Origin of the sequence: Alcaligenes sp. WGS1538 (assembly GCF_043187505.1) — a bacterium.
GTDB lineage: Bacteria > Pseudomonadota > Gammaproteobacteria > Burkholderiales > Burkholderiaceae_B > Alcaligenes.
The window spans coordinates 634,446-646,150 of record NZ_CP171109.1 but is presented as its reverse complement, the minus strand read 5'-3'; the positions used below and the strand labels follow the sequence as shown (position 1 = coordinate 646,150).

Genomic DNA, 11,705 nt, shown 5'->3' with positions numbered 1-11,705 from the left:
CGGAGCTTCGCCCCCCGGCTGCTCCCGCACTGCGGCACGATACCAAGGAGAAACGATGAATACGGTTGCCTACGATGCCTTCCGCGAAGACGTGCTCGGCCGCGCGAACGTGGCCGACACCCCTGAACTGCTGTCCTACTACAAGGATCTGGAGCGCCTGGGCACTGCCGCCCTTTGGACGGTCGCCAACAAGATCGAGCCCTGGCAGCCCAAGTCCCAGTCCGTGCCCATGCTGTGGCGCTATCGCGACCTGCGCGAACACGTGCTGCAGTCGGTCTCGCTGGTTTCTCCCGAGAAGGCCGGGCGGCGCGTGATCTATTTCGAGAATCCCGGCCGCAAGGACGTGGCCGCCGCGGTGGGCTGGCTCTACTCCGGCCTGCAGGTCATGCATCCCGGCGAATGCGCCTCGGCCCACTGGCACTCCTCGTCGGCGCTGCGCTTCATCATGGAAGGACGCGGCGCCTACACCATCGTGAACGGGCACAAGATGACGCTGGGCGCCAACGACTTCGTCATCACCCCCAACGGCTGCTGGCACGAGCACGGCGTGGACGAGGACGGCCTGCCCTGCATCTGGCAGGACGGACTGGACATCCCCCTGGCCAACGCCATGGAAGCCGGCTTCTTCGGCGTGCACCCCGACCTGCACCAGGCGGTGGGCTTTCCGGTGGACGACGCGGTGGGCATCTGGAGCGCTCCGGGCCTGCGCCCGGATGACGTCAAATGGAACCAGTCCTACTCGCCGCTGTTCAAATACCAGTGGGAGCCCACCTACGAGGCCTTGCTGCGCTATGCCAAGGCGGCCGAAGGCAATCCCTACGACTGCCTGCTGATGAACTACACCAACCCCGCGACCGGCGGCCACGTCATGGCCACGATGGGCGCCAGCATGCAGTTGCTGCGGCCCGGTTTCGCGGGCAAGGCGCACCGCCACACCGGCAGCTTCCTGTACCAGGTCGCCAAGGGCAGCGGCTATTCCATCATCAACGGCCAGCGCCTGGACTGGCAGGAACACGACGTATTCTGCGTGCCCTCCTGGGCCTGGCATGAACACGCCAATGCCTCCCAGACCGAGGACGCCTGCCTGTTCTGCTTCAACGACCTGCCCGTCATCCAGAACATGGGCTTCTACCGCGAAGAGGCGCTGGCGGACAACGGCGGCCACCAGCCCGTGCTTGCCTGAGCCTGCGGCAGGAGGAGCCCGTCCGCGACCCGCCGGCTCCATCATCAGCCTGAGCATGGCGTCCCGCATGGGGCGCTTTTTTCGCGGCGGGCAGCGCTATACTGAGCGCAGAACAACTCATGATGAAGGCCGCCTTCACCAGGCGGGCCGGGCGAACAAGGGCGATCCCGGCGCGAGCAGGCGGCGGCGCGCCCTGGCCGGAGCGGAGGCAGACATGTTCCCTACCATGACGGGATGGACCCAGGCTCTTCTGGGTCGTCACGCGCTTCTCGTGTCGCACGACGTCGAAGAAGTGCGGACCCGCATTGCCGCGCTGCTCAACGATCACGAATTGACGCCGCACGGCTCCACCCTGACGGCGCGCCTGCATGGCGTGCAGGCGGACGCGCTGAGCCTGTGGCGGCTGGAGTACGGCGACGCCGTCACGGTCGAGGAGACCCGGCCCGGCGGCGAGTTCCTGCTGGTGCAGATGCCCTTGTCAGGCTCGGTGGAAATCCAGTGCGACGAAGGTCATTGGTCGGTCAGCACGGGTTCGGGCCTGATCATGCCGTCCAACAAGCCCCACCGCCTGCTCTGGGAGGCCGGCGCGGCGCAGATCATCCTGAAGGTGCCGCTGAGCAGGCTGCAGTTCGAATACCAGCGTCTGACGGGCCGGCACGCGCGCGGGCCGCTGGCCTTCGACCGGCAGATCCGGCTGGAAGCCAGCGACGGCGAGCAATGGAGCGCCCTGCTGCGTTACTTCTGCGAACAACTGGCCCATCCGTCCGCATTGAGCGCGATCAAGGCCAGGATGGCCGAAGAAGCCCTGATCCGCCATCTGCTGCTAGCCCAATCCGTGACGCTGCGCGAGCACATCCTGGGCGAACACGGCCTGCATGTGCCGCAAAGCCTGCAGCGCGCCCGGGACTACATGCAGGCTCACCTGCACGAAGACATCAGCCTGGACGACATCGCCCGCCACAGCGGCTCCAGCGCGCGCAATCTGTCGCGCCTGTGCCAGCAGCAATATGGGGTCAGCCCCATGCAGATGCTGCGCGATCTGCGGCTGGACCGCATACGCCAGGACCTGCTCCAGGCATCCGCAGACCGTTCCGTATCGGACATCGCCCTGCGCTGGGGCTACAGCCACCTGGGTCGTTTCGCGGCGGCCTACCGCCAGCGCTTCGGACAGGCCCCGCATGAAACGCTGCGCTTCGGGCGGCCAGCTGAATCGCAGCCCGGGCCGCATATCGGCTAACAACCGGCAAGCGCGTCACACGGCCGATGTCGTCGCCGCCCCTGGAGCCAGGAAGCGAGCAAATCCAGTCTTGCGCTGAAAATACGCCAACGTCATGGCGCGCTCAAAGCCTGATGCTCAGGCGTATCCCAGCGTCTGCAGGCTCATGTGGGCAGCCTGGGCCAGCACGGCATCGCGCTGCTCGTCCGTTCCTCCGCGAGCGTCCGTGAAATACGCAACGATGTAGATGGCCGTGCCCTCCGGCGTCCAGATGACGCCGATGTCATTGTGCGTGTTCCGGTCTCCGGTCCCTGTCTTGTGCCCCAGGCGGCAGCCCGGCGGCAAGGCCGCCTTGAGCCGTCCCGCACCGGTGGGCGTGCCGATCAGCCATTCCTCCAACTGGCCGCGCTGCGGCGGCGCCAGCACCTTGCCGCCCAGCACGACCTGCATGTCGGCCACGTACTGGGCCGGCGTGGTGGTGTCGCGCGGGTCGCCGGGCAACGCCGTGTTCAACTCGGTCTCGTAGCGATCCGCCCGCGTCACCGTGTCGCCGATGGAGCGGTACCAGTCCCGCAGCGTCTCCAGCCCGCCTATCTCCCGCAGCAGGATGTTGGCAGCCGGATTGTCGCTGAGCTGCACGGTCGCCTTGCACAGCTGCGCCACCGTCAAGGCGGAACCTACCGCCTCCCCGGTGACGGGCGCGTGGGCGACCATATCGTCTTTCGTGATGGCGACAGGCCTGTCCAGCCGCTCCAGGCCCTCCTGGACGCGCTGCAAGACGCAGGCCGCCAGGAACAGCTTGAAGGTGGAGCAATAGGCGAAGCGCTCATCGGAGCGCCAGTCCGCCCGGCGCCGGCCGTCCGTGGCGCAGAGGCCCAGCCGCCCGCCGTACCGGGCCTCCAGGGCGGACAGGTCCAGGCCGGTGGCCTTGGCGGCCACGGCCTGGAACGGCATGGCCTGCAGGACGCCCATCGCTCCCAGACCCAGCAGAAAGGTCCGGCGGTCCAGAGAAAGCCGTATCGCAGAACAAGAAGCATCTGGGACGAAGATGGGCGATTTTTTCATGCAAACTCCTGGGCAGCCTGGGTGAAACGGCCCGGCGTCCTGCTGCCGACGCGCCGGGCCCAAAGGAAAAGACCCGAAGACAACAGCCCTTCAAGCCATTTTTAGAGCCGATTTCTATAGCAAAGCGCAGCGCCTGACAAGCCATTCGCCGCAGGCAGCCCGGCATCGCGCATGATGCTTTCCAGTTTTCGGCGCTGACACGCAAAAACCCCCGCCTGGGCGGGGGTTGTGCTGATGCGGCGGAAAAAGGAATTAAGCCGATGCGCTCAGACGTTGAACAGGAAGTTCAGCACGTCCCCGTCCTTGACCACGTATTCCTTGCCTTCGGCGCGCATCTTGCCGGCTTCCTTGGCGCCCTGTTCGCCTTTGCAGGCGATGTAGTCGTCGAAGGAGATGGTCTGGGCGCGGATGAAGCCGCGTTCGAAGTCGGTGTGGATGACCCCGGCGGCCTGGGGTGCGGTGTCGCCCACGCGGATGGTCCAGGCGCGCACTTCCTTCACGCCGGCGGTGAAGTAGGTCTGCAGGCCCAGCAGGCTGTAGGCGGCCCGGATGACGCGATTCAGGCCGGGTTCGTCCATGCCCAGGTCGGCCAGGAACTCAACTTTGTCGGCGTCGTCCAGTTCCGCGATCTCCGCCTCCACAGCGGCGCAGACAGCGACCACGGGCGCGCCGTCAGCGGCGGCGTACTTCTGTACGGCTTCCAGGTGCGGGTTGTTGGTGAAGCCGTCTTCCTTGACGTTGGCCACGTACATGGTGGGCTTGGCCGTAATGAAGCCATAGGACTTGATCTGGTGCAGCTCTTCAGCGTCCAGCCTCAAGGAGCGTACAGACTTGCCTTCACCCAGCGCTTGCTGGATGCGTTCCAGCAAAGCGACCAGCTTGGCGGCGTCCTTGTCGCCGGAGCGAGCCAGCTTCTGGTTGCGCTGTACGGCTTTCTCGACCACGGACAGGTCGGCCAGAGCCAGTTCGGTGTTGATGATCTCGATATCAGCCAAGGGATCCACTTTGCCGGCTACGTGGATCACGTTGTCATCGGCAAAGCAACGCACAACGTGCACGGTCGCATCGGTTTCGCGGATATTGGCCAGGAACTGGTTGCCCAGGCCCTCGCCCTTGGATGCGCCCGCCACCAGGCCGGCGATATCCACGAACTCCACCACGGCGGGCAGGATGCGCTCGGGCTTGACGATGTCGGCCAGCGCCTGCAGGCGATTGTCGGGCACTTCCACCACGCCCACGTTGGGCTCGATGGTGCAGAAGGGGTAGTTTTCGGCCGCAATGCCGGCTTTGGTCAGTGCGTTGAACAGAGTGGATTTACCAACGTTGGGCAAGCCAACGATGCCGCATTGCAGTGCCATGAGTATCCTGAAAAACAAAGAGTTATAAAACGATGCGCTATTGTAGCGCCCCTGCGCCGCCGGGGTGAAACCGGCTTGAAGCCGGTTCATGGTCCTGCCAGGGTTCCGGCGGTCTCGCCGACGCAGTGGATCCAGGGCGCGAACCGCAACCGGACCGGCCGTCCGGCGTGGATTGCTAGAGTTCCAGCCCGCCGAACAGCTTGAGCAGGCCCATGATGAGCAGCACCGGCCCGCCATTGAAGATCGCATGCAGGACGATAGATGCGCCGATTCCGCGCCGCACCCGCAGCCAGGCCAGCACCAGGCCGGTGACGCATTGCGGCAACACCAGCAGGGGCAGCAGGAACCAGCTCATGTGGTTGAGCTGGAAGTTGTACAGATGCAATGCGCCGAAAGCCAGAGTCAGAGCGTAGAACACCCAGGGAAAGGCCCGCCGGTAGCGCCGCATGGCGCCGAAGCGCCAGGGTCGGCCCTGCAAGGCGCCCAGCAGGCGCGAAGACCAGCCCGCACCCGCCGGCAGCGGCGTGCGCGAAAAACCGGTTCGGCGGCTGATCCAGATCGCCAGGCACAGCACCAGCAAGGCCTGCATGGCCCAGGTGGGTCCCTTGAACATGCAGACCAGGGCCAGCGGCACCACTGTCAGCCATTGGGACGGACGGCGCAGGATGAAGCGGAACACCAGTTCCTCGACGACCGGCGCCCAGAATATGGCCTGCGCCCAGGGGATGCGGGTCGGGTCCAGCCTGTGCTGGGCGCCGCCCATGCCGGCGACGGACACCGCGATCGGGCCGAACACCAGCACGTTGACCAGCCACAGCAGGACCGCCCACTGCAGCAGCCGCTTCCAGGGCAAGGGCGCGAACCAGTCCAGCCACCAGCCCTGCCCCATGGGTCGTCCAGGAAAGCGCCGCCCCGCGCGCGGATGGCGCAGGAAGCGGAGGAAATCCCTCAGTTCGTCCCGGAAGCGCAGGCCTGCGATGGCTGGAGGCTTCATTGCTCAGGCCTTCTGGGTGGCGTGCAACTGACGGGTGGCCTGTTCGACATCGCCGCGCAGCAGGGCGGGCATCACGGCCCGGCAGCGCGTGATCACGTCCTCGATGTCCCGCAGCTCGTCCTGGCGCGGATTGTTCAGCACGAAGGCCGCAACCTGCTGGGCCAGGCCCAGGCTGCGCGGATGGCCTATCCCTATGCGCATGCGCCAGAAGTCCGGGCTGCCGAAGGCCGCCTGGATGTCGCGCAGGCCATTATGGCCGGCATGGCCGCCGCCCTTCTTGATCTTGACCTGGCCCGGCAGCAGGTCCAGCTCGTCGTGCAGCACCAGGACCTGCTCGGGCTGCAGCTTGTAGAAGCGCATCAGGGCTCCGGCCGCCTGGCCCGACTTGTTCATGTAGGTGATCGGCTTGGCCAGGATGACGTTCTCGCCCTCGAAGCGCGCCTTGGCCACCCAGGCAAAGAAAGCCTTTTCCAGGTTGAACGTGGCGCGCAGGTCGTCCGCCAGATGGTCGGCCAGCCAGAAGCCGGCGTTGTGGCGGGTGGTTTCATATTCCGGGCCGGGGTTGCCCAGGCCGATGATCAGACGTATGGGAGCAGACATGAAGGAAACAGAAATGAGCGGGCACAAAAAACAAACCCCCGCCAGCATACGCTGACAGGGGTTGGTTCGCCAAGTTCAGGGCCGGCGCAGCCGGCCCGAACCCAGGCTTACTCGGCGGCTTCTTCAGCAGCGGCGCCACCGCCCACGGGCAGGGCTGCTGCCAGCAGGGGGTTGGCTTCGTGGCCGGCGTACTGCACGCCCAGAGGCAGCTTGATGTTTTCCAGGTGCAGGTTGGCGTTGGCGGTCAGGCCGCCCAGGTCCACGGTGATGGAGGCTGGCAGGCTGCCTGGCAGGCAGGTGATTTCCAGTTCGGTCAGGATGTGGCTGATGACCTGGCCGCTCAGCTTGACGGCAGGAGCGGTATCACCGTTGATGAAGTTCAGGGGAACCTTGGTGGTGATGGCCTGGGAAGCCAGGACGCGCTGGAAGTCCACGTGCAGCACTTGCTGCTTGTAGGGGTGCCATTGCACGGCGCGCAGCAGAACGCTTTCGGTCTTGCCGTCCAGTTCCATGGACAGGATGGAGGCGTGGAAGGCTTCCTTGCGCAGGTTGTGGTAGATCTCGTTGTGATCCAGAGCGATCACGACGGGTTCGGCTTCGCCACCGTAGACGATGGCGGGCACTTGACCGGCGCGACGCAGGCGGCGGCTCGCACCCGAACCCTGTACATCACGCGAAGTAGCGGTGAATTTCATGAAGAACTCCATAGTGCAGGACCGGGTCCTGCGTAAGGCGGTAGCGGACTACCTGGTTGACGCGCGCCGCGACCAGCGCGCGCGAAAAAACTCAATCGGTGAACAGCGAGCTGACCGATTCGGCGTTCGAGATGCGCAGAATGGTCTCGCCCAGCAGCGCCGCACAGGACAGCTGGCGGATCTTGCTGCATTCGCGGGCCTTGGCCGACAGCGGAATGGTGTCGGTCACGACCAGCTCGTTCAGCTGGGAATTGGTGATGCGTTCGACGGCTTCGCCGGACAGCACGGGGTGCGTGCAGTAGGCGTAGACGGCCTTGGCGCCGCGGTCCTTCAGGGCTTCGGCGGCCTTGCACAGCGTGCCGGCGGTATCGACCATGTCATCCATGATGATGCAGGTGCGGCCGCTGACATCGCCGATGATGTTCATGACTTCGGACACGTTGGCGCGCGGACGGCGCTTGTCGATGATGGCCAGGTCCACTTCCAGCTGCTTGGCCAGGGCGCGGGCCCGCACCACCCCGCCGATGTCGGGGGACACGACCACCAGGTCCTGGTAGTTGCAGCGCCAGATGTCGCCCAGCAGAATGGGCGAGGCGTAGATGTTGTCCACGGGAATGTCGAAGAAGCCCTGGATCTGGTCGGCGTGCAGGTCCATCATCATGACGCGGTCCACGCCCACCACTTGCAGCATGTTGGCCACGACCTTCGCGGAAATGGACACGCGGGCCGAACGCGGACGGCGGTCCTGGCGGGCATAGCCGAAATACGGAATGGCGGCGGTGATGCGGCCGGCGGAGGCGCGGCGCAGGGCATCCACCATGACCATGATTTCCATCAGGTTGTCGTTGGTGGGCGCGCAGGTGGGCTGGAGAACGAAGACATCGCGACCGCGGACGTTTTCGTTGATTTCGACCATTACTTCTCCGTCGGAGAAGCGACCTACTGTCATCTTCCCGAGCGACATGTCAAGGTGGTTGACGACGTCGACAGCAAGGCGAGGATTAGCCGTGCCGGTGAAGATCATGAATCGGTCTTGTGCCATGATATGGAGATAGATTTTGACGCAGGAAAAGCAAAGCTGTTGATCGAAACCCCGTCAAGGAAACGACTCAACAGCTTTACATTATCGCAGGCTAGGCCTGAAAGGTGGCTGGGGAAGAAGGATTCGAACCTTCGCATGCCGGAATCAAAATCCGGTGCCTTAACCAGCTTGGCGATTCCCCAAAAACTCAATCTATCCAGTAGCGTAGTGGATGATCCTGCAATCCCGAACAAACCCAGGTTTGTTCCATCAGCGATGCATCACTATTCGCCGCGCTACCAGCATGATGTATTTTACTGCCGATCCGGCCAATTTCAGCTTGGCGAACCAGGGCATCACGCTTGTCTTTGCTGCCTCTGCATTCAACAAAGAAGCATGAACCAGAGCCTGTCATTCTAGCATTGAATCCTGAACTATGCAAGCTGTTTTTTAACTTCCACAGGTTTGGATACAAGTCCAAGGCTACTGATTCCAAGTTGTTCTTGCCAAACAAAGGAATGTTTTCCCCTGCCTGCCAAAAGCGTTCTTGCCAATCAGCAAAGAACGTTATTGTGATGGGTTTTTCGTCCCGCGTCAAGCCCTTTGAGGTAAATATTTCTGCGGTCGAAATGAACTGGGGCGGACGGATGATGACATAGTCGCGCTCGGGCAGCTGGATGGCCTGCAGCTGCTCGCCCACGCCCTGCGCAAATGCGGCCTGCCCGAAAACGAAGACGGGCACGTCGGCGCCCAGGGGCAAGGCGATGTCCATCAGGGCTTGGCGGCTCAGTCCCAGGGACCAGAGGCGATTGAGGGCGATCAGCGTGGTGGCGGCATCGCTGGAGCCGCCGCCCATGCCCGCGCCTGACGGGATATGCTTGATGCAGGAAATATCCACGCCCTTGCGGGTTCCGGTCGCCTGCTGCAAGGCCCGCGCCGCCCGCACCACCAGGTCCTGTTCCGGATCCAGGCCGGCCAGCGTGCTGTGCACGCGGCGCACCTGCCCGTCGTCCCTGGGGACGAAGCTCAGGTAGTCGTTCAGATCCACGAAGCGGAATGCCGTCTGCAGGAAGTGATAGCCATCTGCGCGGCGGCCGGTGACATGCAGGAACAGGTTGATCTTGGCCGGAGCCGGTACATCGTAAAGCGCCATGGAGCAGGTCCGCCGGTCGACTTACTGGTCCACGACCAGGCGCACGCTGATGGAGCGGCTGGCCTCGTGGCGGTTGAGCTGCAGCAGGCGCGGGCCTAGCTCGTCGTAGCGGGACAGGCCCACGCGCCAGCCCGTCTGTTCAAAACTGCTCAGGTGCTGTTGTTCGTCCAGGCGCTGCTGCCGGGCCGGGGCGGCGCCGCTGCGGCCGTGCAGCCAGTCGCGCAGGCCCGCCACCGGCACGGGGCTGCCCAGCACCTGTTCCACCAGCGCATCCGGATGGGACGCGCTTTCCCGGGTGCCGTCGCTGCGCTCCAGGATGGCGCGATCAGGCAGCACCCAGACCCGGGCCAGCGTATTGCCCAGGGGGTTGGTCAGGTCCAGTATCAACTGCCGGCCGTCGTCACGCCAGGCGAATCCGCCCTGCACGGCTTCCACCTGGCCGTTGCCATGCGTGACGCTCAGAGCGAAACGACCCGCGCGCGACAGGGCCGTGTCGGCCTGTGCCTGGCCCGTCTGCGTCGGGACGTCGATTTTCTGGGGAGTGGCGCAAGCGGCCAGCAAGGCCGTCAGGGCCAGGGCGCCCAGGCCGGGCCAACGGCGCAACGGGAATGAAGCAATCACGGCAAAACGACTCCGAGACGTTTGATGGTTTCCAGCAGGGTGCGGTTCTGCGCGTCCTTGGCCAGTCCGGCGCGGAACACCAGCATGGCGTCGTTGCGGCGGCCCTTCGCCCAGAGCACTTCACCCAGGTGGGCGGCCACATCGGCCTCGGGCAGTTTCTCGTAAGAGCGTTGCAGATACTCCAGCGCCGCCTGCAGATCGCCGATGCGAAACAGGTACCAGCCCACGCTGTCCAGTATGTATGGATTGTCGGGCTCCAGTTCCATGGCGCGCTCGAGCAGATCCTGAGCCTCTTCGAGGTTGCGGTTCTGGTCGGCGAAGGTATAGCCCAAGGCGTTGTAGGCATTGGCGTTGTCGGGCCGCAGTTCGATCACGCGCCGCATCAGGGTTTCGAACTGATCGGTCTTGGCACGCTGCTCGTACAGCATGGCCAGGTTGTACTTGATCTCGGCGCTGTCGGGCAGTTCGCGGTCGGCGCGCTCCAGGGTTTCCAGCGCCTGGTCGGTACGCCCGCTGTCCTGGTAGATGGAAGAATAGGTCAAGGCGACCACGACCTGGTCGTTGCGGTCGCGCGGACGGGAGGCTTCCAGCGTGCGCCGCGCCTGCGGCAGATTGCCCTGCCGCGCCTGCAGCACGGCCTTGTGGACCTGGGCCTGAAAGCGCAAGCCGGGCTCTTCGATCAGGTCCAGCTGCCGGATGGCTTCGTTCAGGTCGCCCTGGGCCTCGGCGATCTGCACGAGCGACAGGCGCGCCTCGGAAATGCTGGCCAGCGCGGTGCTGGCGTCGTCATGCAGGGACTGGCGGCGTTGCTGCTGGACATTGATATATTCTTCAAGCAGGCGCCGCGCGTCGTCGTACTGCTTGGCGCGGGTATGAATCTCCGCCTGCGTGTACAGCAAGTCGAAATCCTCGGGCGCCGCGCGCTGCAGATCGGCGACGATGGCCAGGGCCTCGTCGAACTGCTGGCGCTCCACCAGGCGGTTGGCCAGCAGCAACTGCAGCTTGCGGCTGTCGGGATTGTCGCGCACGAAGCGGCGGGCGCTGTCCAGCGCCGCCGAGGGATCGACCTTGATGCCGTATTCCAGCACGCGCTGCGCGGCCGCTTCCAGGTGCGGGTCCTGGCGCAGGGCTTCGCGGGCCTCGCGCTCGGCGCGCACCGGATCTTCCGCGTTCCAGGCCGTATCGGCCAGGGCCAGGTGAGCGATGGGCAGCTTGCGCACCGGCTCGCGCAAAGCCTTGTCCAAGACCTCCAGCGCGAGGCGGCGGTCCACCATCTTGCTGACGATGCCCATGGCCTGCACGATGGCTTGCTCCTTGTCCTGGGCGCGGGAGATGCGGATCCACAAGGCGTCCGCCAGGCCTTCGGTCTGGCCGTTGGATGCTTCCAGCGCCAGGGCCGTGGCCTTGGCCTCGGGGTCCTGGGGCGCCAGCAGGGCCCATTCCTTGGCGGCGCGCAAGGCACGCGGCAGGTTGCGGTCGGCCATGGAATACTGGAAAGCGCTCTGGGCAAAGCGCGGATCGCTGGTGTCGCGCGCCAGCCCCAGGAAGGTCTGGCTGGCCACGTCGAATTCACCGCGCGAAGCGGCCACTTCGGCCACCAGGATGCGATACAAAATGTCGGGCGTCAGCCCGACCAGGGGCAGTTGCCCGCTGCGCAGGCGGATGGTGTCGGCAGGCGGCTCCGCCTTGATGATAGGAAGCGATTTCTGTGCTTGCGCCGGAACCGCTGCAAGCAACGACGTCAGGCCCAACAAAAGTGTTAAGGTCAGAGCATTCATCCAGAAAAACCCGCGCCCTTG

11 protein-coding genes and 1 tRNA gene are annotated in these 11,705 nt (G+C 64.8%); 2 read left to right on the top strand and 10 right to left on the bottom strand.

Features of this window, described 5'->3' with window-relative positions:
* Nucleotides 1-55: 55 nt before the first annotated feature.
* Both ACF3ND_RS03015 and ACF3ND_RS03010 read left to right on the top strand, forming a co-directional pair.
* Complete coding sequence (locus ACF3ND_RS03015; RefSeq protein WP_394064109.1) at nucleotides 56-1,183, top strand: cupin domain-containing protein; 1,128 nt, start codon at nucleotides 56-58, stop codon at nucleotides 1,181-1,183.
* 214 nt (nucleotides 1,184-1,397) lie between these two features.
* Entirely contained in the window at nucleotides 1,398-2,420 is a 1,023-nt protein-coding gene (locus tag ACF3ND_RS03010) for an AraC family transcriptional regulator (protein WP_394064107.1), read from the top strand.
* A gap of 117 nt (nucleotides 2,421-2,537) precedes the next feature.
* Here the strand turns inward: ACF3ND_RS03010 and bla are convergent, their stop codons facing one another.
* From bla to ACF3ND_RS02960, 10 genes are all read right to left on the bottom strand, one after another.
* A complete protein-coding gene (bla, locus tag ACF3ND_RS03005) occupies nucleotides 2,538-3,464 on the bottom strand; it encodes a class A beta-lactamase (RefSeq protein WP_394064106.1) in 927 nt (308 codons plus the stop codon).
* A 266-nt stretch (nucleotides 3,465-3,730) separates the two neighbouring features.
* The gene (gene ychF, locus ACF3ND_RS03000) at nucleotides 3,731-4,822 is read right to left on the bottom strand and encodes a redox-regulated ATPase YchF (RefSeq protein WP_394064104.1); all 1,092 of its coding nucleotides are present in this window, start codon (nucleotides 4,820-4,822) and stop codon (nucleotides 3,731-3,733) included.
* A gap of 175 nt (nucleotides 4,823-4,997) precedes the next feature.
* Complete coding sequence (locus tag ACF3ND_RS02995; protein WP_394064102.1) at nucleotides 4,998-5,816, bottom strand: type II CAAX prenyl endopeptidase Rce1 family protein; 819 nt, start codon at nucleotides 5,814-5,816, stop codon at nucleotides 4,998-5,000.
* 3 nt (nucleotides 5,817-5,819) lie between these two features.
* Nucleotides 5,820-6,416 carry an aminoacyl-tRNA hydrolase gene (pth, locus tag ACF3ND_RS02990; RefSeq protein WP_394064100.1) on the bottom strand — a complete coding sequence of 199 codons (597 nt, stop codon included), beginning with the start codon at nucleotides 6,414-6,416 and terminating at the stop codon, nucleotides 5,820-5,822.
* 107 nt (nucleotides 6,417-6,523) lie between these two features.
* Nucleotides 6,524-7,111, bottom strand: a complete 588-nt coding sequence (locus ACF3ND_RS02985) for a 50S ribosomal protein L25/general stress protein Ctc (protein ID WP_394064098.1) — start codon at nucleotides 7,109-7,111, stop codon at nucleotides 6,524-6,526.
* Between the two features lie 91 nt (nucleotides 7,112-7,202).
* Nucleotides 7,203-8,153, bottom strand: a complete 951-nt coding sequence (locus ACF3ND_RS02980) for a ribose-phosphate pyrophosphokinase (protein ID WP_394064096.1) — start codon at nucleotides 8,151-8,153, stop codon at nucleotides 7,203-7,205.
* 105 nt (nucleotides 8,154-8,258) lie between these two features.
* Nucleotides 8,259-8,335 (bottom strand) — tRNA-Gln (locus tag ACF3ND_RS02975).
* 5 nt (nucleotides 8,336-8,340) lie between these two features.
* Nucleotides 8,341-9,285 (bottom strand): 4-(cytidine 5'-diphospho)-2-C-methyl-D-erythritol kinase, encoded by a 945-nt coding sequence (ispE, locus tag ACF3ND_RS02970; protein ID WP_394064094.1) that lies wholly within the window; start codon nucleotides 9,283-9,285, stop codon nucleotides 8,341-8,343.
* Nucleotides 9,286-9,306: 21 nt separating this feature from the next.
* Nucleotides 9,307-9,906 carry an outer membrane lipoprotein LolB gene (locus tag ACF3ND_RS02965; RefSeq protein WP_394064092.1) on the bottom strand — a complete coding sequence of 200 codons (600 nt, stop codon included), beginning with the start codon at nucleotides 9,904-9,906 and terminating at the stop codon, nucleotides 9,307-9,309.
* Nucleotides 9,903-11,684 carry a tetratricopeptide repeat protein gene (locus ACF3ND_RS02960; protein WP_394064090.1) on the bottom strand — a complete coding sequence of 594 codons (1,782 nt, stop codon included), beginning with the start codon at nucleotides 11,682-11,684 and terminating at the stop codon, nucleotides 9,903-9,905. Before ACF3ND_RS02960 ends, ACF3ND_RS02965 begins: the two co-directional genes overlap by 4 nt.
* Nucleotides 11,685-11,705 lie beyond the last annotated feature (21 nt).

Excerpts from the sequence above, each read along its gene's own strand:
- ACF3ND_RS03015 (WP_394064109.1), top strand. The coding sequence starts at position 56 with ATGAATACGGTTGCCTACGATGCCTTCCGCGAAGACGTGCTCGGCCGC.
- ACF3ND_RS03010 (WP_394064107.1), top strand. The coding sequence starts at position 1,398 with ATGTTCCCTACCATGACGGGATGGACCCAGGCTCTTCTGGGTCGTCAC.
- bla (WP_394064106.1), bottom strand. The coding sequence starts at position 3,464 with ATGAAAAAATCGCCCATCTTCGTCCCAGATGCTTCTTGTTCTGCGATA.
- ychF (WP_394064104.1), bottom strand. The coding sequence starts at position 4,822 with ATGGCACTGCAATGCGGCATCGTTGGCTTGCCCAACGTTGGTAAATCC.
- ACF3ND_RS02995 (WP_394064102.1), bottom strand. The coding sequence starts at position 5,816 with ATGAAGCCTCCAGCCATCGCAGGCCTGCGCTTCCGGGACGAACTGAGG.
- pth (WP_394064100.1), bottom strand. The coding sequence starts at position 6,416 with ATGTCTGCTCCCATACGTCTGATCATCGGCCTGGGCAACCCCGGCCCG.
- ACF3ND_RS02985 (WP_394064098.1), bottom strand. The coding sequence starts at position 7,111 with ATGAAATTCACCGCTACTTCGCGTGATGTACAGGGTTCGGGTGCGAGC.
- ACF3ND_RS02980 (WP_394064096.1), bottom strand. The coding sequence starts at position 8,153 with ATGGCACAAGACCGATTCATGATCTTCACCGGCACGGCTAATCCTCGC.
- ispE (WP_394064094.1), bottom strand. The coding sequence starts at position 9,285 with ATGGCGCTTTACGATGTACCGGCTCCGGCCAAGATCAACCTGTTCCTG.
- ACF3ND_RS02960 (WP_394064090.1), bottom strand. The coding sequence starts at position 11,684 with ATGAATGCTCTGACCTTAACACTTTTGTTGGGCCTGACGTCGTTGCTT.